Source organism: Flavobacterium fragile (assembly GCF_023634865.1).
GTDB classification, from domain to species: Bacteria; Bacteroidota; Bacteroidia; order Flavobacteriales; family Flavobacteriaceae; genus Flavobacterium; species Flavobacterium fragile.
The window spans coordinates 119,825-142,305 of sequence record NZ_JAMLJN010000004.1 but is presented as its reverse complement, the minus strand read 5'-3'; the positions used below and the strand labels follow the sequence as shown (position 1 = coordinate 142,305).

The window sequence follows — 22,481 nt, the reverse complement described above, 5'->3', positions numbered from 1 at the left end:
CAAAGAGATTTGAGGCATTTTTTATTTTCTCAAGATTTTTTCCATTGTTTTTCCTTTCGCTAATTCGTCAATTAACTTATCCAAATAACGCACTTTTTTCATTAATGGGTCTTCAATTTCTTCAATGCGATAGCCGCAAATAACACCTGTAATTTTAGTAACGTTTTCGTTCAATTGAGGTGCTTGTTCAAAAAAAGTTTCGAAATCTACTTTTGTGTCAATTTGGGTTTGAAGGCTTTCTTGTGTGTAACCGGTTAACCAACAAATAATTTCATCAACTTCTACTTTTGTGCGATTTTTTTTCTCCGCTTTGTTTATGTAATGAGGATAAACACTCGCAAAGATCATATGATTTACACTTTTTGATGCCATTTATTTCGTAATTTCGTTTAATATACTCTTTCTTCCAATCGTCTTCGTAATTATATCTTTCTCTAAATTCCAGCCACGAGCAGGAGAATATTCTCTTCCGTACCAAATAATTTGTAAGTGTAAATCGTTCCAACATTCCTCAGGAAAAATACGTTTGGCATCTTTTTCTGTTTGTTGTACGCTTTTTCCGTTTGTTAAGCCCCAACGATACATCAATCGATGAATATGCGTATCAACTGGAAAAGCAGGAACTCCAAAAGCTTGACTCATAACCACACTCGCTGTTTTGTGTCCCACTGCAGGTAACGCTTCTAAAGCCTCAAAACTTTGCGGTACTTCACCATTGTATTTTTCAATTAAGATTTCGGATAAACCGTGAATTCCTTTCGATTTCATAGGTGATAAACCACACGGACGAATGATTTCTTTAATTTCTTCCACACTCATTTTTACCATATCATAAGGATTATCAGCTTTCGCAAATAAAAGAGGTGTAATTTGATTCACACGAATATCGGTACATTGAGCTGAAAGTAATACAGCGATTAGTAGGGTATAAGGATCTTTGTGGTCTAGAGGAATTGGAATTTCAGGATATAATTCATTTAACGTATTTATAACGAATGTTACCTTTTCACTTTTGGTCATTTTTAACTAAATTTGATTCGTAAAGTTATAAAGTTAAAGCGCAATATCAAAATTCAATTTCATCAAAGTGTTTCGATTCTTTTAAACATTTAACCTTTTAAACCAAAAACAAATGACAACATTAAAAGCTGGAGATAAAGCCCCAAATTTTTCAGGTTTAGACCAAAGTGGCACAACTCACACATTAACCGACTACAAAGGAAAGAAATTAGTTGTTTTCTTCTATCCTAAGGCAAGCACACCAGGCTGTACAGCAGAAGCTTGTGATTTAAGAGATAATTTTGAAAGATTTAAAGCCAATAATTATGCTTTGTTAGGTGTTAGTGCCGATAGTGCTAAAGCGCAAGCAAAGTTTATTGAAAAATATGAGTTACCTTTTCCGTTGTTAGCTGATGAAGATAAATCTGTAATTCAAGCTTTTGGTGTTTGGGGACCTAAGAAATTTATGGGAAAAGAATATGATGGTATTCACCGAACTACTTTCGTAATTGATGAAAACGGAATTATCGAAGAAGTAATTTCGGATGTGAAAACAAAAGCACACGCTGCTCAGATTTTAAAATAAAAAAAAGCTCGAAGATTTTCTTCGAGCTTTTAATTTATATTCTAAAAATTCCTCCAACGGTTAAGATTCTTTGTAAGAACCAAAAATTTTGTTCGGCTGAATCTGCTTTATCTTGTGTGGTTCTGATGTTGTTCATTTCTATGTAACCTCCTTTTAATTCGGTTTGAATGAAGAAGTGTTTAAAGAAAGTAACGTTTAGACCTACTTTTGCCGATAAACCATAACCTGCAATGTTAAATTCGTCATAACGATCTTTACCTAGAAGGGTTGTATTTGTTCTTGGATATAAAAATCCACCACCTACACCTTCTGTAATGTTTACTTGAATTTTATCCGTATTGTTAATTCTGAAAAGTTTTGAAATATCATCTACACGAGAAATTTCAGTGTTTACATAATTTAATCCGTCAGTGTGTTCAAACAATAAGAAATCTTTATCTAAGGTCAATTGGCCATCAGCTGGATTTTCATTGTAAGTACCCGGATTTGGATAATAACCTGAATAATTTACTCTTCGGTCATTATACATTACATATTTCATGTGGTCAAATCCGATAGAAATGTTGTAATGATCCGAAATAAAATACCCAATTCGAAAGTTTGTTTGTGGAATTGTCATTCGGGCTGGGTTAAAATAATCTAGATGAAATCCTTTTGGTTTGTCGTGAGCGGATACATTATGAAGCGTAAAATCATAATCGGCTCCTTTAAATCGAATGTCTGATTTAGAATACGATTCGCGGTTTCCACCCCAAAAAATATAGAATTTTCCTTTGTTTCGAGCTGTGTATTTTTCAGGATTTTCGACTGTTTCTTGCGAAAAGGTGTACTGTGAAAAAACACAAAAAGTTAGTACAGCCATTAAAAATGGATGTTTCATTTGAAGTTAGTGATAATAAATAATTAAAATTAAAATTGATTTATCGTTTTACGGATGGCCACAAGTTTTGTCATTAAACCTTCAAAATAATCTAAATGTAACATGTTAGCGCCATCACTTTTGGCATTTGCAGGATCAAAATGTGTTTCAATAAAAATTCCGTCTACCCCAACAGCGATACCTGCTTTTGCAATAGTTTCAATCATGTCTGGACGACCACCTGTTACACCTGTCATTTGATTTGGTTGTTGTAATGAGTGTGTAACATCTAAAACCGTTGTAGCGTATTGTTGCATAGTTGGAATTCCTCTGAAATCTACAATCATATCTTGATAACCAAACATGGTTCCTCTATCAGTCACCATAACGTTTTGGTTATTACTATCTAAAACTTTTTGAACGGCATGTTTCATACTTTCTGGACTCATGAATTGTCCTTTTTTCAAGTTTACCGTTTTTCCAGTATTAGCAGCAGCTACTACCAAGTCTGTTTGACGAACTAAAAAAGCTGGAATTTGTAATACATCAACGTATTCAGCTGCCATAGCGGCATCTTCGTTGGTATGGATATCAGTAACGGTAGGTACACCAAACTCTCTGGATACTTTCTGAAGAATTTTTAAGGCTTTCTCATCACCGATTCCCGTAAAACTGTCTACTCTTGAACGATTAGCTTTTTTGAACGAACCTTTAAAAACGTAGGGAATTTGTAGCCTGTCTGTTATAGCAACAATTTTTTCAGCAATTCGCATCGCCATTTCTTCTCCTTCAATAGCGCAAGGACCAGATAATAAGAAAAAATTACCACTATCGGTGTGCTTTATTTGGGGGATATTTTTTAAATTCATTTGTGTTGATTTGATGATGCAAAGATAAAAATAAAAACCTTTAATACAGCAGTTTTAAAGGTTACAAATGTTACACTTAAATAAAAAGTTTTTAAATATTAATCAAGGGTGTGTTTTTTTATTTTAAATCCTTTTGGACAAAGAATCTTTCCTTTTTCATAAATATTAAAGTATAGTGTTATTTTCGCAGGATTATCATCTATAGTAACTTCGTAAATACTGAGAGTCCCGGCACCCATTAAACTATTTTTAGTAGGGAATGGACAACACATATCAATTTTTTGATATGATATTTTTTCTCCCTTAAGACCTTCTAAGCCATTGAAATAGTAGGCTACGTTAATATCTTCTTGTTTTTCATGTATGAATCCAATATTAATTGGATAATCTGGGTCGTAACCATATTTGTTGTCAGATGCATATTCAGTAATAACATATGCTTTATCTTTAACAAGTGGTCGTTTAGCTGTGTTGTCCACGTTTTTTAAGGTTGACTTTGTACTAACACAACTCGTCATAAAAAATACAGACAGTAAGGTTAAAAAATATTTCATTATGATGCTGTTTTGGTTTTAATCATATAAGCAACAATCGCACCAAAAACCACGCCTATTGAAATTCCACTTGATATATTTTGCCAAATGTATGCAGTAAGATTAAAATAGCTCTGTGCTTGTTCCAAAGTCATTCTTTTGCTCTCAACCGATAAAGATATTAACCTTTCAAAATATTGAGGTGAAATAAATTCGTGTGTAATAAATTGTGTTATGGGAGAAAAAACAGCAATGATAAAAGATATCACGATTGAAGAAATAAATCCTTGTCGCCAATTCATGTTGTTTTTATAGTAATTTTTCTTTTTATCACGTAAGGCTAAGTAATACAATAGAAAAGAGGGAAAAATGTACAACAAAGTGAATACCATTTGCCATTTGATTTTTTCATTGTGAAAACCCAACTGTTTTTCTAATGTCATCCAAGCCAAAAAAATAATTACAGAAATAATGGCCCATTTGAATTCGATAGTAAATTTTTTCATATGGTGAGGTTTAGTTTGATAGCCCAAATTTACTATAAAATGTAACAAAAGTTACAAATCCCGATTTGAATTTCTATTTTTGCCAAAAATAGCATTACTATGGAACTAATTTATGGCACTTGGCATTGGGCTATTTCGGGATTTTTCATCGGAATCACCATGCTAATTTTAACCTATTTCGGAAAATCATTTGGGATGTCATCTAATCTTCGTACCATGTGTACTATGGCAGGTGCTGGAAAATTTAGTGATTTCTTTAAGTTGGATTGGCGCGAACAAAAATGGAGCTTAGCGGTTGTTTTAGGTGCTTTTGTAGGTGGATTTATTGCCTTTTATTTTCTTTCGAATGGGAGTGGGGTAAATATCAATCCTAACACAATTACACAATTACAAACTTTAGGAATTGATGCTCCAAACGGAAAATTAATGCCAGACGCTATTTTTAGTGTGGAAACGCTACAATCTCCCAAAGGATTCGCAATTTTATTGATAGGAGGATTGTTAATTGGATTTGGAACTCGATATGCCGGTGGTTGTACATCTGGGCATGCTATTTCGGGTTTGAGCAATTTTCAGTTACCATCTTTAATTGCAGTTATTGGTTTCTTCATCGGTGGATTGGTAATGGCTCATTTTATTCTACCTCTAATTTTTAAAACTATATAAGTATGAAATTAGTACGTTTTTTTCTAGTTGGAGTTTTCTTTGGAATTGCATTAACTAAAGGTGAAGCTGTTTCTTGGTACCGTATTTATGAAATGTTTCATTTTCAATCATTTCATATGTATGGAATTATGGGAGTGGCTTTTTTTACTGGGTTTGTTGGTCTTCAATTGATAAAAAAATATAAGGTAAAAGATTACAATGGTCTCCCTATTAATATCATTGAAAAAGAACGTGGGTTTTGGCGTTACATTATTGGTGGAAGTTTGTTCGGTTTAGGTTGGGCGTTAGTTGGGAGCTGTCCTGGACCTATTTTCATACTTTTAGGAACTGGAACTTATGCTATTGCTTTGGTCCTGATTGGGGCGTTACTTGGAACTTATATTTATGGTTTAGTAAAAGACAAATTGCCTCATTAAAGTTAAGTTAAAGTAGTCTTTATTTCAATGCATTACCGTTAGAATTTTGTAAATTTGTTATTTATTAAATCAATATAAATGGAAACAACAATTCATATACAAAATTTAAAATGTGGTGGTTGCGCGAATACTATAACTAAAGGTATTTCAGCCATTGATGACATCCAAAATGTTTCGGTAAATGTCGAGGAAAGTATTGTGACATTCTCTTATGAAACAGAAGAGCAACTAAACGAAGTGAAAAATAAATTGAAATCACTTGGGTATCCTGAAGATGGTGAAGCCAACACTCTTGGATCAAAAGCAAAATCCTATGTAAGTTGTGCTATTGGAAAAATGAGTTAAATAAATCCTATTTTTTTTACATTTTTTTTTGTTTGTAAGATTTTTTTATTTTTATTTGTACAAATAATTATTAATCTATAAAAAATTACTTACTCATGAAAAAAATTTTATTTCTTTTCGTTTCAACATTGGTGTTAGGTTTAACTTCTTGTAGTAAAGATGATGATTCTTCATCTTCTTCAACTGGACTAGAAGGTAGATGGGAATACTCTCAAGAAGGTGCAATTGTTGGAGGACAAGAGGTTTTAGCTCCTTACGAGCATGAATGCAGTTCACAAAAAGACTACACAGAATTTCTAGCAGGTGGTGTAATGAAAGATTACTATTTTGATACGAATTGTACTCAAGATTTGAGCCAAGGATCATGGACTAAATCAGGAAACTCGTTAACTGTTAATTTTGGAGGCGAGATTGCAACCGCAGAAATTGTAACACTGAATGCTACAACTTTAAAAGTGAAAATTGTTTTTTCTGGAGAAACTTTTATACAAGTTTTCACAAGAAGGTAATTAAAAACTTTTCATACATTCTAAATCCCGATTTATTCGGGATTTTTTTATTCCTAATGGTATCATAAGTATTATTTATGGTTTACTAAATCTCATATTCACTAATTTTCGTACTTTTGAAAGTATAAGTAAAATATCCTAAAAACGTTATGAAAATTGTAGTATCACCAGCTAAATCATTAAATTTTGAATCGCCACTTCCTGTACAAGATTTCACCGAAAGTTTGTTTTTAAAAGAAGCGGAAACCATTCAAAAAACGCTAAAAAAGAAAAAGCCAAAAGATTTGATGGAGTTAATGGACATTTCGGAAAAGTTGGCCGATTTGAATTGGGAACGCAATCAAAATTGGGCCTTGCCTTTTACTTCAGAAAATGCGCGCCCAGCAGTTTATGCTTTTGATGGTGATGTGTATACGGGATTGGATGCATATTCAATTCCAGCGGATAAAATAGCTGTTTTACAAGAAAAATTAAGAATTTTATCAGGTTTGTATGGTATATTAAAACCGCTCGATTTAATGCAGCCGTATCGATTGGAAATGGGAACTTCATTGCCTATCAGTGCAAATAAAAACTTATATGAATTTTGGAAAAAGAAACTCACAAAAGCTTTAAACGACGAGTTAGAAACCGATGAGCTATTTTTGAATTTAGCTAGCAATGAGTATTTCTCTGCGGTTGATGCAAAAGCTTTAAAAGTTCCAGTTATTACTCCAGAATTTAAAGATTACAAAGACGGAAAACTAAAGATGATCAGTTTTTATGCGAAAAAGGCAAGAGGTTTGATGGTTCGATATATTATTGATACCAATGCAGAAACGATTGACGATTTAAAACAATTCAATTACGAAGGGTATGCCTTTGATGCTAATTTGTCTAAAGGAAACACCTTAGTTTTTACCCGATAACATGAAATTACACCTAAACGATACGTTTAACAAAGAGTTAACCGCTGATACGGATACTTCAAATACTCGAAGACAAGTTTTTGGAGCTTGTTATTCATTTGTAACGCCTCGTGTTCCCAGCAATCCTCAATTACTTCATGTTACAACTGAGGTAGCTGATTTAATTGGTTTATCTAAAGATGATCTTACATCTAAAGAGTTTTTAGAGGTGGTTTCAGGTAGTAAAATATTACCAGAAACCCAACCTTTTGCAATGGCGTATGCCGGACATCAATTTGGGAATTGGGCGGGACAATTAGGTGATGGTAGGGCCATTAATTTGTTTGAAGTTATAAACAATAAGAAACGTTGGGCACTACAGTTAAAAGGAGCAGGAGAAACTCCTTATTCACGAAATGCGGATGGTTTAGCAGTATTACGTTCTTCTATTCGGGAACATTTGTGTAGTGAAGCGATGTTTCATTTGGGAGTTCCCACAACGCGTTCATTGTCTCTAGTAACCACTGGTGATAAAGTACTACGTGATATTTTATATAATGGTAATCCAGCATATGAAGACGGAGCGGTGGTGTGTAGAGTAGCACCTTCGTTTATTCGTTTTGGAAATTTCGAATTGTTAGCGGCTCGAAAAGATTTGCCAAATTTAAAGGCATTAGCAGATTACACGATTCACCATTTCTATCCACAAATTAAAGAGACAGGAAAAGAAAAGTATTTGGCTTTTTATCAAGAAGTAGTGAATCGAACGGTGGATATGATAGTAGAATGGCAACGTGTAGGTTTTGTTCACGGTGTTATGAATACGGATAATATGTCGATTTTAGGACTCACAATTGATTACGGTCCTTATGGTTGGTTAGAAGATTATAATCCTGATTGGACTCCTAACACAACCGATGCTGAAGGAAAACGTTACCGATTCAGAAACCAACCTGATATTGCGTTGTGGAATTTGATTCAATTAGGAAATGCTTTATATCCTTTGATTGAAGATATTCCAGCTATGGAAACTATTTTGAATAGTTACAGTCATCATTTTGACGCGAAATTTCCATTGATGATGCAGGAAAAATTAGGACTAACTTCAGTATATGATTCCGATTTTCAGGATGAATTGACAACCTTATTAACGGCTTATGAAACAGATATGACAATTTTCTATCGCAATTTAGCTAATGTTTTAAAATCAGATTCGCCCGAAATTGCCTTATCAAAAATAGAATATGCTTTTTATCAATCGGATGCTATAGTGACAACAATAAAAACTAGTTGGTTCAATTGGATGGAAGCTTATCTTAAAAAGTTAAATGAAGATTCTATTTCTGATACAGATAGAAAAGTTAGGATGAATAAAGTGAATCCAAAATACGTATTACGAAATTACATGGCACAATTAGCTATCGATGCGGCTGAGAAGGAAGATTATACTTTGATTAATGAATTTCATGAGTTACTAAAACATCCTTACGATGAGCAACCACAAAATGAGAAATGGTTTGCTAAACGACCAGATTGGGCACGAAATAAAGTAGGGTGTTCGATGTTGTCTTGTAGTTCTTAGATTTATTAGCAAAAGTAACAAAAAGGTTAATTTAACATGTAAGTCATATAAGAAAAAAATAAGTGAAGCAATACGTTGAATAAAGCTCATGTAAGATTTTAAAGATTACGCTAATTTTTATAATCTGTGTTCCAAAAACTTGAAACCTGAAACCTGAAACAAAAAAACTATGAAAAACTGGAATCCAATTACAACCGACCAACAAGTAAAAGATATTGTTCAAAAATCATATGAAAAACCACAAATTATTTTTAAAGATAGTGTAACTTGTGGTATTAGTGCTTATGCAAAAGAACGTTTAATTAATGGAAATGATTTATTAACCGCGAAAGCGGATTTTAACTATTTGGATTTACTTTCCTATCGAAGTGTATCCAATTTTATAGCGGATGAATTAAATGTGATACACCAATCTCCACAAGTTATAGTTTTGAAGGATGGGGAAGTAGTATATCGTGTTTCACATCACAGCATTCAAGCGGAAGAAATTGCGAAGTATTTGTAAAGAAGTTAACAATACAAAACAAATCCCATTCCTTTAGCTAAAGCTCCGTATTTTTCGAATAATTCTTCAACAATATCGGTTGCATCATCATATTCCTGACATAAGGAGAAGAACGGATTATCAATTATAGTGCTCAGAATAGGAGCAGGATTGCGATATCCTGAAATCGAGATAGCTCCTGTTACATCCAAAAAATATTGAGCAGTTTCGGAATCTAAATCTAATTGTAGCGTATTTGCAAAATGAATGCGTTTGTTAGTTAGTTTGCCCTCAAAGAATTCTGCTATTTCTTCAAAGCTATACAAATAATTGTCAATTATGATATTGTTATCTCTTCCTTGAAACACGAAGTAGATAATTTCATAATCACGGAAGTTTCGATCTTCGTAAAGTAAAGTAGATAAGCTTTCTTCTAATCCTTCTATGCTATAGCAGGTTTGGTATACATTTGTAATGTGATATTCTAAAGCCAATTTTTCCAATGATGGAAGCATTACATTTAAAGTTTCAGAGTTTTTGTCTGATACACCATCAAGACAAAAAAGTTTGCTATTATTTGACATTTAATACTTTTAAAGTTGAAGTTGTTCGTTTGTTTTATCTAAGTCTTCGTAGAGCTAATCCGTAGATGCTTCATAGATACTTCATAGATACTCCATAGATACTCCATAGTTGTAGTACCCCTGAGATAAGGCCGACAATAAAAACAAAAAAAGCACTTCAACCGAAGTGCTTTTGTGGGGAGAGCAGGATTCGAACCTGCGAAGGTGTAACCAGCGGATTTACAGTCCGCCCTCGTTGGCCGCTTGAGTATCTCCCCAAACCAACGTGCTTATTTGACTAAGCGGTTGCAAATATAGAATTGTTTTTTATTCTTACAAAGGATTTTGCTACTATTTTATGGACTATTTTATAATGTTCTGTAAATGAAAAACATAAAAAAATCTCCTAAAGGAGATTTTTTACATAATTTAGAACATTGAATTATTTTACGCCTATAAGTTCTTTTACTTTAGCTCGTAATTCATCTCCTCTTAAGTCTTTTGCTACAATATTTCCTTTAGCATCAAGTATGAATGTTGCAGGAATTGATTGTACATTGTATTGTTTTGCAATAGGGTCTTCCCAAAATTTAAGATTTGAAACTTGAGTCCAAGTTAAACCATCTTTTGCAATTGCTTCTTTCCATTTTGCAGCGTCTTTATCTAAAGATACTCCGATTATGTTCAATCCTTGCGGGTTAAATTCTTTATATAATGCGACTACATTTGGATTTTCCATTCTACATGGTCCACACCATGATGCCCAAAAGTCAATAATGGTAACTTTTCCTAATGATTCTTTAAGAGTGATTGTTTTTCCTTCTGGTGATGGAGCTGAGAAGTTAGGCGCAGCTTTACCTATTACTACTGCTGTTTTTGCCGCAATTGTTTCTTTAAGACGTTTCGCATTTTTAGTAGCCTTTACTTCATCAGATAATCCATTGAATAAAGTATTAATTTCATCTGTACTTAAGTAATTACGCATCATAAAATTCTCTAATAATAACACAGATAAAAATGCATCAGGATTATTTTTAATAAACTTCTTAGAAAAACCATTCATTTCCTCTTGAAATTTTTGAAATTCTTTTCTCAATGCGTTAATAGCTACTGTATCTTTATTACGTTGCGCCATGAGCATTTTAGGGCCATTTTCTTTTTGAAATTTCATCCCTTTTTTTGCAATAGCTTTAGAATCTTCATTGAATTTGTGAAAAATATCATTGTTTTTAGTTCCCTTTAAAGAGGAATTTTGAAGAGAATCTTTGTTGATTACTGTTACTATTGTGCCATTTTCCAAAATAACAGGGAGGTTAAACTCTTGTTCTTCAACTCTAATAAAACCTAACTCGATATCTTCTACGGTGCCTTTAAGTTCGAAAGTACCTTTCTTTACTATCCCCGTATCTTTAACCGTTGAGCCTGTTTCTGTTGGAACTTCAATAAAAACTTTCTTGCCGTCAGCAATTCCAGAAATGGTTCCTTCGATTACAAATTCGTTGTCTTTAAGATTGTTGCATGATACAGTGAACATAAGAACACTAAAAATAAATAAGACTTTTTTCATTTTCTATTAATTAAATTTTCGCAAATGTATTTAAAATAAGTCAGGAATGAAACATAAAAATATGTCAGAAAAATATAAATTTGATTAAGCAAAGTTTTGTTAATCAAAAATATAGTCGTAATTTTGCACACCTTTTGGCGAAAAAGCGTTTCCATCAGGTAATCAATTATTTATGTAAAACACTGTTGATGTTTTCTCTTCGCAGAAAGAAACGCAAGAAACGCAACATACAAATTTTTAATCAGCATGTCTGAAATTAACAAAACACAAGAAGAGTTTTTAGCGAATTTTAACTGGCACAACTATGCAGAAGGTATCGATGCAGTTGACGAGAAAAACTTACAAGAATTTGAAACTTTAGTAGAGAAAACTTTCGTATCAACTGGAGACGAAGAAGTTGTTGAAGGAGTTGTTGTAAGAATTACTGATAGAGATGCTATCGTTGATATTAACGCTAAATCTGAAGGTGTAATCTCATTAAACGAATTCCGTTACAATCCTAACTTAAAAGTTGGTGATAAAGTTGAAGTATTAATCGACGTTCGTGAAGACAAAACAGGTCAGTTAGTATTATCTCACAGAAAAGCTAGAACTATCAAAGCATGGGATAGAGTTATCGCTGCTAATGAGTCTGGAGAAATCGTTAATGGTTTCGTAAAATGTAGAACTAAAGGTGGTATGATCGTTGACGTATTCGGAATCGAAGCATTCTTACCAGGTTCTCAAATTGATGTAAAACCAATCCGTGATTACGATCAATATGTGAATAAAACTATGGAATTCAAAGTAGTTAAAATTAACCACGAATTCAAAAACGTAGTTGTATCTCACAAAGCTCTTATCGAAGCTGATATCGAAGTTCAGAAAAAAGAAATCATCGGTCAGTTAGAAAAAGGTCAAGTATTAGAAGGTGTTGTTAAAAACATTACTTCTTACGGGGTATTCATCGACTTAGGAGGTGTAGACGGATTAATCCACATCACTGACTTATCTTGGTCAAGAATCAACCACCCATCTGAAGTATTAGAATTAGATCAAAAATTAAACGTTGTAATCCTTGATTTCGATGATGAGAAAACAAGAATTCAATTAGGCTTAAAACAATTACACCCTCACCCATGGGATGCATTAGCCGCTGACTTAAAAGTAGGTGACAAAGTAAAAGGTAAAGTAGTTGTTTTAGCTGATTACGGCGCTTTCATCGAAGTAGCTGAAGGTGTAGAAGGTTTAATACACGTTTCTGAAATGTCTTGGTCTACTCACTTAAGAAGTGCTCAAGATTTTATGAAAATTGGTGATGAGGTAGAGGCAGTTATCTTAACTCTTGATAGAGAAGAAAGAAAAATGTCTTTAGGTATCAAACAAATGACTCAAGATCCATGGACAGATATTACAGCTAAATATCCAGTAGGTTCTAAACACACTGGAATCGTGAGAAACTTTACTAACTTCGGAATTTTCGTAGAGTTAGAAGAAGGTATCGACGGTTTAGTTTACATCTCTGATTTATCTTGGACTAAGAAAATCAAACACCCATCTGAATTTGTAAACGTAGGTGATAAATTAGATGTAGTTGTATTAGAGTTAGACGTTGAAGGTCGTAAATTATCTTTAGGTCACAAACAAACTACTGCTAATCCTTGGGACAAATACGAAGATGCTTTCGCTGTTGGAACTATCCACAACGGAACAATTTCTGAAATTGTTGACAAAGGAGCTACTGTAGAATTTGGTGACGATATCGTTGCTTTCATTCCTACACGTCACTTGGAAAAAGAAGACGGTAAAAAATTGAAAAAAGGTGATACTGCTGACTTTAAAGTAATTGAGTTCAACAAAGAATTCAAAAGAGTAGTAGCATCTCATACAGCTATCTTCAGAGAAGAAGAGGAGAAAAACGTTAAAGCTGCAACTGAAACTACTTCAGCTCCAGCACAAACATCTACTTTAGGTGATAATAACGATATTCTTGCTGAATTAAAAGCTAAAATGGAAAAAGGAGGTAACTAATCTCAATTTTCTCTATATTTTAAATCCCGAAAGTAATTTCGGGATTTTTTATTGGATAATATATTTATTTATCGTAATATTGCAATATAATAATTTATAAAATAATGGGAGTATCTAAATCTGAATCTTTTTCGGTAGCACATAATGAAATGGCAAATTTGTTCAAAGCTTTATCTCATCCTGCTAGGGTGGCAATTGTAGAATATTTGTTGTCGGTTGATACTTGTATTTGTGGTGATATTGTAGAAGTGTTGCCGTTAGCGCAACCAACGGTTTCCCAACATTTAAAAGAATTAAAAAACGCAAATATTATCAAAGGAAGCATAGATGGAACTGCAATTTGTTATTGTATTAATCCAGATACTATAGAAATTATAGAAAAGTATTTTGGTTCCATTAATCAGCAGCTTAAAAATAAATGTTGTTAAAAATTATATCAAAACAAAAAAAACTTAAATATGAAATTATCTGAAATTAAATCTGAATTAAAAAAGTTAACCACAATAGCTTTTCAATTACCTAATGGTGAATTAGTCCCAAACCATTTCCATGTTACAGAAGTAGGAAAAGTATCTAAACATTTTATTGATTGTGGAGGAATTGTTAGAACAGAGGAACTGGTGAATTTTCAACTTTGGGAAGCTAATGATTATGATCACAGATTGCATCCAGAAAAATTAATTCACATCATCGAACTTTCAGAAAAAACGCTAGTATTACCCGACTTAGAAATTGAAGTCGAATATCAAATGAAGGAAACCATCGGTAAATTTAGCTTAGATTTTGATGGAACAAATTTCTTGTTAATTTCAAAACTAACGGATTGTTTAGCAAAAGACAAATGCGGCATTCCAACTGAAAAACCAAAAGTTAAAATAGGCGAGTGGAAGCCAAAACAAACTTCTTGTTGCACACCAGATTCAGGTTGTTGTTAATATGGAAAATACTAAAAATCAACATTGGGAAACTGTTTTTACTACAAAAGCGGAAAATGAGGTAAGTTGGTATCAGAAACAACCTCAAACATCTATTCAGTTAGTTCAAGCTTGTAAAGTGGCTAAAGATGCTAAAATTATTGATATTGGTGGAGGGGACAGCTATTTGATTGATAATTTATTGGAATTAGGTTATACAAATTTATTCTTGCTAGATATTTCAGAAGCTGCTATTGAACGTGCTAAAAAACGATTAGGCGATAAAGCTCAGAATGTGACTTTTATAGTCTCCGACAGTTTGCATTTTCAATCGGATGAAAAATTTGATGTATGGCACGATAGAGCATCTTTTCATTTTTTTACGGAAGTGAATGAAATCGAACAATATAAAAACAATGTCATTGTAAATACCACTCAAAATGCGCATTTAATCATTGGAACTTTTTCAGAGGATGGTCCGTTAAAATGTAGCGGTTTACTCATAACACAATATTCAGTTGAAAAAATGGAAGCGGTTTTTGGCGAAGATTTCGAATTAGAAAATTGCTTTACCGAAGATCATCAAACACCTTTTGATACTATTCAGAATTTTATTTTTTGTCATTACATAAAGAAATAGTATGTTAGAAAATTTATCAAAAACTATCGAATCAATTGCTAAAATTGAAATTTCAGATGAACGTAAAGTAGTTTTACAACCGTTAATGGATTATATCCAAAGGAAATTGAATGTTGATGAAGAGATTCGATTGAACTTTATTTGTACTCATAATTCTAGAAGAAGTCATTTGTCGCAAATTTGGGCACAAACCATGACTTTTCATTTTGGAATTCAAAATATTTATTGTTATTCTGGTGGAACAGAAGCAACGGAGATGTTTCCAAAAGTGAGTGAAACGTTAGTAAATCAAGGATTTCAATTTCAGAAATTGAGTGAAGGACTAAATCCAGTATATGCTGTGAAGTTTGATAACAATCAACACCCTATCATTTGTTTTTCAAAAACGTATTTTGATGATTTTAATCCGAAAAGCAATTTTGCAGCTATCATGACATGTAATAATGCAGATGAAGGATGTCCTATGGTTTTTGGTGCTGAGGCACGATTTCCAATTATGTACGACGATCCAAAAATGTTTGATGGGACTGATATTGAGGACGAAAAATATGCGGAACGTAGTTTGCAAATTGCAAGCGAAATGTATTTTGTATTCTCTCAAATAAAATAAAAATATGAAAAAACGATTAGGTTTTTTAGACAGATTTTTAACGCTTTGGATTTTTTTAGCGATGTTAATAGGTGTGGGAATTGGTTATTTTATTCCTAATTCGGCCAATTTTATTAATACCTTTTCATCAGGGACAACAAATATTCCGTTAGCTATTGGATTGATTTTGATGATGTATCCACCTTTAACCAAGGTCGACTATAGTAAAATGGGTGAAGTATTTCTAAATACAAAAGTTTTAGGTGTTTCTTTATTATTGAATTGGGTAATTGGACCTATTTTGATGTTTACTTTAGCCTTGTTGTTTTTGAATGGTTATCCAGAATATATGATTGGGGTAATCTTAATTGGATTAGCCAGATGTATTGCTATGGTAGTTGTTTGGAATGATTTAGCAGAAGGAAATCGAGAATATGCAACAGGTTTAATAGCTTTAAATAGTATCTTTCAAGTTTTACTTTATAGTATTTATGCTTATATTTTTATTACGATTTTACCACCTTACTTTGGTTTTGAAGGTTCGATTGTAAATATCAGCATTGGTCAAATTGCGGAAACTGTTGGGATATACTTGGGAATTCCTTTTGTCTTAGGTTTTTTAAGTCGCTTTTTTTTAATAAAATGGAAAGGTAACGATTGGTTTATAAATCGATTTATTCCTTTTATTTCTCCTATAACTTTGATTGCATTACTTTTTACTATTGTATTAATGTTTAGTTTAAAAGGAGAATTAATCATTCAAATTCCTATGGATGCGGTTCGGATTGCAATTCCTTTACTTATTTATTTTGGAGTTATGTTTTTAGTGAGTTTTTTCGCAGGTAAATATTTTGGTGCGGATTATTCCAAAACGACTTCAATAGCATTCACTGCAACAGGAAATAATTTTGAATTAGCTATAGCAGTGGCAATAGGTGTATTTGGAATTCACAGCGGACAGGCATTTGCAGGTGTTATTGGACCTTTAGTTGAAGTTCCCGCTTTGATAATTTTAGTTAATGCGGCTTATTGGCTGAAACGAAGATGGTTTTAATAATAAAAAAACTCTCAAGAAATTGAGAGTTTTTTTTATTTGTCAATTGAGCCTAGAACTCGTTTCATAAAATCATTTAAAGCGGTTTTCTTATCTGCACCATTTTTTACAGCTTGATTCACTTCAAGTGCACCGTACATATTAGAGATAAGTTCGGCAATTACGTCCAATTCTTCATCTTTTAAAGATGAAACTTCACAAAGATTTTCTAAAACTTCTATAGTTTCAACGATGTAGTCTTGATCGTTATCTTCAATAAATTGAGTTAATTGTTTTATAACTGGTAATTTCATTTTTTTTGAGTTTAAAAGTTTATAAGGTTAAAAGTTTAAAAGTATTTTGCTTTTAGTTTTCAAGGTAATATGAATAAAATATTAAGTATTTTATTAACATTACTATTTAACCACTTAAACTCTTAAACTTTTAAACTATAATATTACACTACTTCTTTTACTAATTCAGCTAAAACTTCCGCTTTGTTAGTTTGTGTTTGATTCACTAATATACCATTTTTAAAAGTAGCAAATGTAGGTAAATTATCCACTTTAGCTAACTTTCTAGATTCAGGAAATTTCTCAGCATCTACAACTACAAAAGGTACTGATTCATTTTGAGAAGCCATCATTTTGAATTTTGGTTTCATGATGCGACAATTTCCACACCATGAAGCTGAATATTGTACCACAACTGTTTCGTTAGAGGCAATAATTTCGGCTAAATTATCTTGTTCAATTTCTGTAAACATTTTCTTTGATTTTAGTTAGACAATTTGTCAATGTGCCAATTTTTATTTAATTGACACATTGATAATTGACATATTATTTTAGTGAGAAGCTAAATAAGCAGCAGTAGAATTTCTATCAGCACTCATAGCATCTTTTCCTTCTTCCCAGTTAGCTGGACAAACTTCACCTTTAGTTTGAACGTGAGTATAAGCATCAATTAATCTTATGTACTCATTTACGTTTCTTCCTAATGGCATATCGTTTACGCTTTCGTGGAATACTTTTCCATCTTCGTCAATTAAGTACGTAGCTCTGAAAGTAACGTTAGAACCTTCTAAGATTTCATCATTTAAATCTTCGTTATAAACCCATTCTGCATCTAAAATATCTAAAGCAGCTGCTAAGTTTCTTGTTGTATCAGCTAAAAGTGGGTAAGTAACACCTTCGATACCTCCATTATTTTTTGGTGTATTTAACCAAGCAAAGTGAACTTCATTTGTGTCACAAGAAGCACCAATTACCATGGTGTTTCTTTTTTCGAACTCACCTAAAGCAGCTTGAAAAGCATGTAATTCTGTTGGACAAACAAAAGTAAAATCTTTTGGATACCAGAATAAAACTACTTTTTTCTTATTGTTTACCGCTTCTTCTAAAACGTTAATTCTTAAGTTGTCCCCCATATGAGAGATTGCGTCAACTGTAATGTTTGGGAATTTTTTTCCTACTAAAGCCATGATTATTTATTTAAAAGTTATTAATAATTTTCACACCGCTAAATTACGAATTGCAACCCGAATATAATATGATATTTATTATATTTTTAGATAAAACAATAGATAAAACTTATTATTATTTTTAAAATTAAAATTTTTACTTATTTGATAAAGGTTGGTTTTTGTTTGTATGAACTAAGCAATAAAATCCTATATTTGTTTTTCAAAAAAATTAAAAACAACCTTAAAAATATGAATTTTTCCAGTTTATTCAGAAGAAAAAAAGTTGAAGATATTTTAAGTCAGGTAGCCAAAAATGAAGCTGAAGGCCATAATTCATTAGGTAAACATTTGACAGTTAGAGATTTAACCGCTTTTGGTATTGCAGCTATTATTGGAGCGGGTATTTTTAGTACAATTGGAAAAGCTAGTGCAGATGGAGGTCCCGCAGTAATTTTCTTATTTATTTTTACAGCTATTGCTTGTAGTTTTGCTGCTTTTGCTTATGCAGAATTTGCTTCGATGGTACCAGTTTCTGGTAGCGCTTATACCTATTCTTACGTTGCATTTGGTGAAATCATAGCATGGATTATAGGTTGGGCATTAATTATGGAATATGCTGTTGGTAATATAACCGTAGCTATTTCATGGAGTGATTATTTTACGGGATTACTCGAAAGTGGTGGTATGCATTTGCCACAATGGATGCAAATGGATTATCTAACAGCATCTAAAGGATTTGAAGAAGCTACTGCATTAATGAATGGAGGAAAATCATTTGAAAATTTGTCAGAAGCTTTACAAGCATCTTATACTGCTTGGACTACATCACCAACTATCGGAAACTTTCATATAGTGGCTGATTTACCTGCATTATTGATAATTGTCATTATAACGTGGTTGGTTTACAGAGGAATGAAAGAATCTCGTAATGCAAGTAATTTAATGGTGGTTGTAAAATTATGCGTAATATTACTAGTTATAGCAGTTGGTATTTTTTATGTAGATACTGCTAATTGGGATCCATTTGCTCCAAATGGTGTTGGAGGTGTTTTGAAAGGAGTTTCAGCTGTCTTTTTTGCTTACATTGGATTTGATGCTATTTCAACCACTGCAGAAGAATGTAAAGATCCTCAACGTGATTTACCAAGGGGAATGATGTGGGCCATAATTATTTGTACGCTTTTATATATCATTATCGCTCTTGTTTTGACGGGAATGGTTAATTACTCTGATTTAAATGTTGGTGATCCGCTAGCATATGTTTTTGATAAATTAGACTTAAAATGGATGTCGGGAATTATTGCTATTAGTGCTGTTGTTGCAATGGCTGGGGTATTATTAGTTTTTCAAATGGGACAACCTCGAATTTGGATGAGTATGAGTCGTGATGGTTTATTACCTGAACGTTTTTCTCGAGTACATCCTAAATTTAAAACACCTTCTTTTGCTACAGTGGTTACTGGTTTTGTAGTAGCGGTTCCTGCTTTATTTTTAAATTTAACAATGGTTACTGACCTATGTAGCATTGGAACATTATTTGCTTTTGTATTAGTTTGTGCGGGAGTTTTAGTACTTCAAAATAAAAAAGATATTCCAAGAGGAAAATTTAAAACTCCTTATGTTAATTCTAAATATGTATTTCCACTTATCATTTTAACTGGGATTATAATTGCTTTTACAGTTAATAAAACTGCTACAATGGATTTTATAACAAATGAAAAACAAATTAATAATCCAGCTACAATTGTAACTTCTCTAGAAGAAAATCAAACAAAAGAAGTATTCCTATTTTTGAAAAATAATGGTTATGTTACAGATGATAGCACAGACTTGGAAGATGTTTTTAGTAAGATTTCACAGGATGAAGTGGCATACAAAAACATAGTAGACTCTTTGCCTATTGATCAAAAATTAAAATATGAAACAGGTCTAGATCTTTTTAAACATAAAATCCCAATGTGGATATTTTTGATTTCTTTATTGTTTTTTGCAGTTTGGTCTTGGAAGCAAAATCTTTCTTTAATTCCATTGCTTGGATTGGTTAGTTGTTTATATATGATGGCTGAATTAAGTGTTTGGAATTGGATTTATTTTGGAATATGGCTTTTAATAGGTTTATTAATTTATTTTGGATTTAGTAGAAAAAACAGCAAACTAAATACTAAAAATTATAATTAAAAAAAGATCCCGATTTAATCGGGATCTTTTTTTATTTCTTTAAGTGTAAATCAAAGTAATCTGCAATTTTTGCATACATGTGAATTCGATCTCTTCCACCTACGTTATGTTCATGATTTGGATATAAGAAATAATCTACTTGTTTTCCTGCTTTGATACAAGCTTCAATAAAATTCATGCTGTGTTGTTGCACCACTACAGGGTCTTGAGCTCCGTGAATAATCAACAATCTTCCTTTTAAATCTTTTGCTTTGTTTAATAAAGACGTTTTTTCATAGCCTTCTGGATTTTCTTGTGGTGTATCCATATAGCGTTCCCCGTACATGATTTCGTAGTATTTCCAATCGATAACTGGTCCACCAGCAACACCCACCTTAAATGTATCAGCATAATTAGTCATTAAAGAAGTCGTCATAAATCCTCCAAAACTCCATCCAAAAACCCCAATTTTATCAGCATCAACAAAAGATTTTGATTTTAAGTATTCAATTCCTTTCATTTGATCTGCCATTTCGTTTACGCCCAAATTTCTATGAGTAACTTCACAGAATTTTTTACCACGAGAATCACTTCCTCTATTGTCTAACGTAAATACTACGTATCCTTTTTGAGCCATATAAATATCGAAGAATCCAGCACCACCTAACCAACGATTGTTTACTAATTGAGCATGAGAACCTCCGTAAACATAAACCATTACTGGATATTTTTTAGTAGCATCAAAGTTGCTTGGGTAAATTAATCTTCCGTTTAATGGTGTTTTTCCATCAGGAGAAGTTAAGGTTACGAATTCGATTTTAGGTAAATCAATTTTTCCTGTAAATGGATTTTCGGCTTTTACTAAAGTAGTATTCGCCATTTTATTTTTGATGTTTAAAATCGAAATTTCGTTTGGAGTGGTTAAATTGCTGTATTGGTCTAAAATCATGGTTCCATCTGAAGAAACGGAAGCCGTATGAGTTCCAGGAACAGTTGTTATCTGAATGGTTTTTCCCGATTTTAAATCCACTTGAAACAGTTGACGGTCTAATCCATTATTTGTTGTTCCAATATAGTTTATTTTTGTGTTAGTAGCATCAAAACCAAGCATATCTTTAACAACCACATCTTTATGCCCTAAGTTTTTCAATAATTTCCCATCAGTATTGTACAAATACATTTGGTTGAAACCAAAGAAATCCGTTTGGTAAATAAATTGAGTTGGGTTATTTGGAACAAAAGTCAAAGGATGTTGTGGCTCTACCCAAGTTGTTGTTTTTTCTTCGAATAATGTTTTTACAAAAGCACCTGTAGCTACATCATATTTATTGAATTTCAAATGATTTTGTTCGCGATTTAATATCCCAATAAAAATATGTTTTCCTGTCGATTCCCAAGACACCATAGTTAAATATTGGTCTTTTGGTTCGCCTGTTTGAATTGTTACTTTTTTTCCTGAAGCAACATCGTAAATTACCAAAGTTACATTCTCGCTAGTCATTCCAGCCATTGGATATTTGATATCTTTGTTCGTTGCTTCGCGTTCATTCCAATTGGTAAGCGGATAATTGGCTACCATAGTTTCATCTTTGCGATAGTAAGCTAATTGCGTTCCTTTTTCATTCCACCACATACCTCTATCAATGCCAAATTCTTGACGGTGTACATAATCAGAACCGTTTACGATTGCTTTGTTTTCGTCGTTAGTAACTTCAATTACCTGCCCAGATGGAGTCGTAATTCGAATATTATTTTCTTGTAACCAAGCTACATTGTTATTAGAAGCGAATTTTGCCTGAGTACCTTCAACGGCATAACTAATCACAGAAGTAATTTGCTTTGAAACTACATCATACGTTACTTTGTAATTGTTTTTCTTGCCTGCAACTTCCGTTTCAAATGTATTTACTGTTTTCCAATTGATTGCAAACGGAAACGTTCTTATTGTAAATTCATCATTTGAGATTTTCGATTTCAAAGCGGTTTCAAATTCAGCTTTTGTAGCTAAAGTAGAGGCTGTCCAACCGTTAGCAGCGCTTTTTTCAATTAAAGAAGAAAAGTCAGTACTTAAATAGGTGATGGATTTTGAATCTTTACGCCATTGTTGCGCATTTTGTGTTGTTGGAGCATATTTTCTTGGTCCTAAAACGGTTTCTTCAATGGTTAAATTTTGCGCAACGGCAAAGCTTCCAACCAATAGAAAACTTAAAATATAGTTTTTCATTATAGGTAAATTGATTTTGAATTAGAGTTCAAAGTTACATATTTGTTACAAAAAAAATCCGATTCAATTTTAAATCGGATT

General features: G+C 32.6%; 27 protein-coding genes and 1 tRNA gene. 15 read left to right on the top strand and 13 right to left on the bottom strand.

The annotated features are described in order from the left end of the window. Nucleotides 1-21: 21 nt before the first annotated feature. Nucleotides 22-372, bottom strand: a complete 351-nt coding sequence (locus NAT47_RS06470) for a DUF2200 domain-containing protein (RefSeq protein WP_250581528.1) — start codon at nucleotides 370-372, stop codon at nucleotides 22-24. After that, on the bottom strand, nucleotides 373-1,020 hold the full coding sequence (locus NAT47_RS06465) for an endonuclease III domain-containing protein (protein WP_250581527.1): 648 nt from the start codon (nucleotides 1,018-1,020) through the stop codon (nucleotides 373-375). It lies immediately after the preceding gene. 112 nt (nucleotides 1,021-1,132) lie between these two features. Here NAT47_RS06465 and bcp point away from each other — a divergent pair, with 112 nt between their 5' ends. Then, nucleotides 1,133-1,585, top strand: a complete 453-nt coding sequence (bcp, locus tag NAT47_RS06460; protein ID WP_250581526.1) for a thioredoxin-dependent thiol peroxidase — start codon at nucleotides 1,133-1,135, stop codon at nucleotides 1,583-1,585. A 34-nt stretch (nucleotides 1,586-1,619) separates the two neighbouring features. Here the strand turns inward: bcp and NAT47_RS06455 are convergent, their stop codons facing one another. From NAT47_RS06455 to NAT47_RS06440, 4 genes are all read right to left on the bottom strand, one after another. Further along, a complete protein-coding gene (locus tag NAT47_RS06455) occupies nucleotides 1,620-2,465 on the bottom strand; it encodes a hypothetical protein (protein ID WP_250581525.1) in 846 nt (281 codons plus the stop codon). A 29-nt stretch (nucleotides 2,466-2,494) separates the two neighbouring features. Then, the gene (gene kdsA / locus NAT47_RS06450) at nucleotides 2,495-3,313 is read right to left on the bottom strand and encodes a 3-deoxy-8-phosphooctulonate synthase (RefSeq protein ID WP_250581524.1); all 819 of its coding nucleotides are present in this window, start codon (nucleotides 3,311-3,313) and stop codon (nucleotides 2,495-2,497) included. Nucleotides 3,314-3,411: 98 nt separating this feature from the next. Then, nucleotides 3,412-3,867: a 2-dehydro-3-deoxyphosphooctonate aldolase gene (locus NAT47_RS06445; RefSeq protein ID WP_250581523.1), complete on the bottom strand. Its 456-nt coding sequence runs from the start codon at nucleotides 3,865-3,867 to the stop codon at nucleotides 3,412-3,414. Then, nucleotides 3,867-4,352 carry a DUF4199 domain-containing protein gene (locus tag NAT47_RS06440; RefSeq protein WP_250581522.1) on the bottom strand — a complete coding sequence of 162 codons (486 nt, stop codon included), beginning with the start codon at nucleotides 4,350-4,352 and terminating at the stop codon, nucleotides 3,867-3,869. Before NAT47_RS06440 ends, NAT47_RS06445 begins: the two co-directional genes overlap by 1 nt. A 99-nt stretch (nucleotides 4,353-4,451) precedes the next feature. On the opposite strand from NAT47_RS06440, the gene NAT47_RS06435 reads away from it, so the two are divergent. The 7 genes from NAT47_RS06435 (at nucleotide 4,452) to ytxJ (ending at nucleotide 9,262) form a co-directional block, all read left to right on the top strand. Next, a complete protein-coding gene (locus NAT47_RS06435) occupies nucleotides 4,452-5,018 on the top strand; it encodes a YeeE/YedE family protein (RefSeq protein WP_250581521.1) in 567 nt (188 codons plus the stop codon). Between the two features lie 2 nt (nucleotides 5,019-5,020). Then, nucleotides 5,021-5,434: a DUF6691 family protein gene (locus NAT47_RS06430; RefSeq protein WP_250581520.1), complete on the top strand. Its 414-nt coding sequence runs from the start codon at nucleotides 5,021-5,023 to the stop codon at nucleotides 5,432-5,434. A 78-nt stretch (nucleotides 5,435-5,512) separates the two neighbouring features. After that, a complete protein-coding gene (locus NAT47_RS06425; protein WP_250581519.1) occupies nucleotides 5,513-5,779 on the top strand; it encodes a heavy-metal-associated domain-containing protein in 267 nt (88 codons plus the stop codon). A gap of 95 nt (nucleotides 5,780-5,874) precedes the next feature. Further along, on the top strand, nucleotides 5,875-6,288 hold the full coding sequence (locus NAT47_RS06420) for a lipocalin family protein (protein WP_250581518.1): 414 nt from the start codon (nucleotides 5,875-5,877) through the stop codon (nucleotides 6,286-6,288). A gap of 149 nt (nucleotides 6,289-6,437) precedes the next feature. Beyond that, nucleotides 6,438-7,196 (top strand): peroxide stress protein YaaA, encoded by a 759-nt coding sequence (gene yaaA / locus NAT47_RS06415; RefSeq protein ID WP_250581517.1) that lies wholly within the window; start codon nucleotides 6,438-6,440, stop codon nucleotides 7,194-7,196. A gap of 1 nt (nucleotide 7,197) precedes the next feature. Beyond that, nucleotides 7,198-8,757: a protein adenylyltransferase SelO gene (locus NAT47_RS06410; RefSeq protein WP_250581516.1), complete on the top strand. Its 1,560-nt coding sequence runs from the start codon at nucleotides 7,198-7,200 to the stop codon at nucleotides 8,755-8,757. Between the two features lie 169 nt (nucleotides 8,758-8,926). Beyond that, entirely contained in the window at nucleotides 8,927-9,262 is a 336-nt protein-coding gene (gene ytxJ, locus NAT47_RS06405) for a bacillithiol system redox-active protein YtxJ (RefSeq protein WP_250581515.1), read from the top strand. A 5-nt stretch (nucleotides 9,263-9,267) separates the two neighbouring features. On the opposite strand, the gene NAT47_RS06400 is transcribed toward ytxJ, so the two are convergent. The 3 genes from NAT47_RS06400 to NAT47_RS06390 form a co-directional block, all read right to left on the bottom strand. Next, a complete protein-coding gene (locus tag NAT47_RS06400) occupies nucleotides 9,268-9,825 on the bottom strand; it encodes a DUF6642 family protein (RefSeq protein ID WP_250581514.1) in 558 nt (185 codons plus the stop codon). 175 nt (nucleotides 9,826-10,000) lie between these two features. After that, nucleotides 10,001-10,082, bottom strand: a tRNA-Tyr gene (locus tag NAT47_RS06395). Between the two features lie 164 nt (nucleotides 10,083-10,246). Next, the gene (locus NAT47_RS06390; RefSeq protein WP_250581513.1) at nucleotides 10,247-11,371 is read right to left on the bottom strand and encodes a TlpA disulfide reductase family protein; all 1,125 of its coding nucleotides are present in this window, start codon (nucleotides 11,369-11,371) and stop codon (nucleotides 10,247-10,249) included. 246 nt (nucleotides 11,372-11,617) lie between these two features. On the opposite strand from NAT47_RS06390, the gene rpsA reads away from it, so the two are divergent. From rpsA to arsB, 6 genes are all read left to right on the top strand, one after another. Further along, entirely contained in the window at nucleotides 11,618-13,381 is a 1,764-nt protein-coding gene (gene rpsA / locus NAT47_RS06385; RefSeq protein ID WP_250581512.1) for a 30S ribosomal protein S1, read from the top strand. Nucleotides 13,382-13,485: 104 nt separating this feature from the next. Next, complete coding sequence (locus NAT47_RS06380; protein WP_250581511.1) at nucleotides 13,486-13,809, top strand: ArsR/SmtB family transcription factor; 324 nt, start codon at nucleotides 13,486-13,488, stop codon at nucleotides 13,807-13,809. 30 nt (nucleotides 13,810-13,839) lie between these two features. Beyond that, nucleotides 13,840-14,316: a DUF6428 family protein gene (locus NAT47_RS06375; protein ID WP_250581510.1), complete on the top strand. Its 477-nt coding sequence runs from the start codon at nucleotides 13,840-13,842 to the stop codon at nucleotides 14,314-14,316. Between the two features lies 1 nt (nucleotide 14,317). Next, on the top strand, nucleotides 14,318-14,935 hold the full coding sequence (locus tag NAT47_RS06370) for a class I SAM-dependent methyltransferase (protein ID WP_250581509.1): 618 nt from the start codon (nucleotides 14,318-14,320) through the stop codon (nucleotides 14,933-14,935). A 1-nt stretch (nucleotide 14,936) separates the two neighbouring features. Beyond that, complete coding sequence (locus NAT47_RS06365; RefSeq protein ID WP_250581508.1) at nucleotides 14,937-15,545, top strand: arsenate-mycothiol transferase ArsC; 609 nt, start codon at nucleotides 14,937-14,939, stop codon at nucleotides 15,543-15,545. A 4-nt stretch (nucleotides 15,546-15,549) separates the two neighbouring features. Further along, nucleotides 15,550-16,578 (top strand): ACR3 family arsenite efflux transporter, encoded by a 1,029-nt coding sequence (gene arsB / locus NAT47_RS06360; RefSeq protein WP_250581507.1) that lies wholly within the window; start codon nucleotides 15,550-15,552, stop codon nucleotides 16,576-16,578. A gap of 35 nt (nucleotides 16,579-16,613) precedes the next feature. Here arsB and NAT47_RS06355 read toward each other — a convergent pair whose 3' ends face one another. From NAT47_RS06355 to NAT47_RS06345, 3 genes are all read right to left on the bottom strand, one after another. Beyond that, the gene (locus NAT47_RS06355; protein WP_250581506.1) at nucleotides 16,614-16,871 is read right to left on the bottom strand and encodes a DUF6952 family protein; all 258 of its coding nucleotides are present in this window, start codon (nucleotides 16,869-16,871) and stop codon (nucleotides 16,614-16,616) included. 143 nt (nucleotides 16,872-17,014) lie between these two features. Then, nucleotides 17,015-17,323, bottom strand: coding sequence for a thioredoxin family protein (locus tag NAT47_RS06350; protein WP_250581505.1), 309 nt, complete (start codon nucleotides 17,321-17,323; stop codon nucleotides 17,015-17,017). Between the two features lie 78 nt (nucleotides 17,324-17,401). Beyond that, the gene (locus NAT47_RS06345) at nucleotides 17,402-18,037 is read right to left on the bottom strand and encodes a peroxiredoxin (protein WP_250581504.1); all 636 of its coding nucleotides are present in this window, start codon (nucleotides 18,035-18,037) and stop codon (nucleotides 17,402-17,404) included. A gap of 231 nt (nucleotides 18,038-18,268) precedes the next feature. Between NAT47_RS06345 and NAT47_RS06340 the strand changes: the two genes are divergently transcribed. Beyond that, complete coding sequence (locus tag NAT47_RS06340; protein WP_250581503.1) at nucleotides 18,269-20,197, top strand: amino acid permease; 1,929 nt, start codon at nucleotides 18,269-18,271, stop codon at nucleotides 20,195-20,197. A gap of 31 nt (nucleotides 20,198-20,228) precedes the next feature. Here NAT47_RS06340 and NAT47_RS06335 read toward each other — a convergent pair whose 3' ends face one another. Next, nucleotides 20,229-22,400: a S9 family peptidase gene (locus tag NAT47_RS06335; RefSeq protein ID WP_250581502.1), complete on the bottom strand. Its 2,172-nt coding sequence runs from the start codon at nucleotides 22,398-22,400 to the stop codon at nucleotides 20,229-20,231. Nucleotides 22,401-22,481 lie beyond the last annotated feature (81 nt).

Bases quoted from the DNA above. Each gene is read 5' to 3' on its own strand.
- NAT47_RS06470 (WP_250581528.1), bottom strand. From the start codon at position 372: ATGGCATCAAAAAGTGTAAATCATATGATCTTTGCGAGTGTTTATCCT.
- NAT47_RS06465 (WP_250581527.1), bottom strand. From the start codon at position 1,020: ATGACCAAAAGTGAAAAGGTAACATTCGTTATAAATACGTTAAATGAA.
- bcp (WP_250581526.1), top strand. From the start codon at position 1,133: ATGACAACATTAAAAGCTGGAGATAAAGCCCCAAATTTTTCAGGTTTA.
- NAT47_RS06455 (WP_250581525.1), bottom strand. From the start codon at position 2,465: ATGAAACATCCATTTTTAATGGCTGTACTAACTTTTTGTGTTTTTTCA.
- kdsA (WP_250581524.1), bottom strand. From the start codon at position 3,313: ATGAATTTAAAAAATATCCCCCAAATAAAGCACACCGATAGTGGTAAT.
- NAT47_RS06445 (WP_250581523.1), bottom strand. From the start codon at position 3,867: ATGAAATATTTTTTAACCTTACTGTCTGTATTTTTTATGACGAGTTGT.
- NAT47_RS06440 (WP_250581522.1), bottom strand. From the start codon at position 4,352: ATGAAAAAATTTACTATCGAATTCAAATGGGCCATTATTTCTGTAATT.
- NAT47_RS06435 (WP_250581521.1), top strand. From the start codon at position 4,452: ATGGAACTAATTTATGGCACTTGGCATTGGGCTATTTCGGGATTTTTC.
- NAT47_RS06430 (WP_250581520.1), top strand. From the start codon at position 5,021: ATGAAATTAGTACGTTTTTTTCTAGTTGGAGTTTTCTTTGGAATTGCA.
- NAT47_RS06425 (WP_250581519.1), top strand. From the start codon at position 5,513: ATGGAAACAACAATTCATATACAAAATTTAAAATGTGGTGGTTGCGCG.
- NAT47_RS06420 (WP_250581518.1), top strand. From the start codon at position 5,875: ATGAAAAAAATTTTATTTCTTTTCGTTTCAACATTGGTGTTAGGTTTA.
- yaaA (WP_250581517.1), top strand. From the start codon at position 6,438: ATGAAAATTGTAGTATCACCAGCTAAATCATTAAATTTTGAATCGCCA.
- NAT47_RS06410 (WP_250581516.1), top strand. From the start codon at position 7,198: ATGAAATTACACCTAAACGATACGTTTAACAAAGAGTTAACCGCTGAT.
- ytxJ (WP_250581515.1), top strand. From the start codon at position 8,927: ATGAAAAACTGGAATCCAATTACAACCGACCAACAAGTAAAAGATATT.
- NAT47_RS06400 (WP_250581514.1), bottom strand. From the start codon at position 9,825: ATGTCAAATAATAGCAAACTTTTTTGTCTTGATGGTGTATCAGACAAA.
- NAT47_RS06390 (WP_250581513.1), bottom strand. From the start codon at position 11,371: ATGAAAAAAGTCTTATTTATTTTTAGTGTTCTTATGTTCACTGTATCA.
- rpsA (WP_250581512.1), top strand. From the start codon at position 11,618: ATGTCTGAAATTAACAAAACACAAGAAGAGTTTTTAGCGAATTTTAAC.
- NAT47_RS06380 (WP_250581511.1), top strand. From the start codon at position 13,486: ATGGGAGTATCTAAATCTGAATCTTTTTCGGTAGCACATAATGAAATG.
- NAT47_RS06375 (WP_250581510.1), top strand. From the start codon at position 13,840: ATGAAATTATCTGAAATTAAATCTGAATTAAAAAAGTTAACCACAATA.
- NAT47_RS06370 (WP_250581509.1), top strand. From the start codon at position 14,318: ATGGAAAATACTAAAAATCAACATTGGGAAACTGTTTTTACTACAAAA.
- NAT47_RS06365 (WP_250581508.1), top strand. From the start codon at position 14,937: ATGTTAGAAAATTTATCAAAAACTATCGAATCAATTGCTAAAATTGAA.
- arsB (WP_250581507.1), top strand. From the start codon at position 15,550: ATGAAAAAACGATTAGGTTTTTTAGACAGATTTTTAACGCTTTGGATT.
- NAT47_RS06355 (WP_250581506.1), bottom strand. From the start codon at position 16,871: ATGAAATTACCAGTTATAAAACAATTAACTCAATTTATTGAAGATAAC.
- NAT47_RS06350 (WP_250581505.1), bottom strand. From the start codon at position 17,323: ATGTTTACAGAAATTGAACAAGATAATTTAGCCGAAATTATTGCCTCT.
- NAT47_RS06345 (WP_250581504.1), bottom strand. From the start codon at position 18,037: ATGGCTTTAGTAGGAAAAAAATTCCCAAACATTACAGTTGACGCAATC.
- NAT47_RS06340 (WP_250581503.1), top strand. From the start codon at position 18,269: ATGAATTTTTCCAGTTTATTCAGAAGAAAAAAAGTTGAAGATATTTTA.
- NAT47_RS06335 (WP_250581502.1), bottom strand. From the start codon at position 22,400: ATGAAAAACTATATTTTAAGTTTTCTATTGGTTGGAAGCTTTGCCGTT.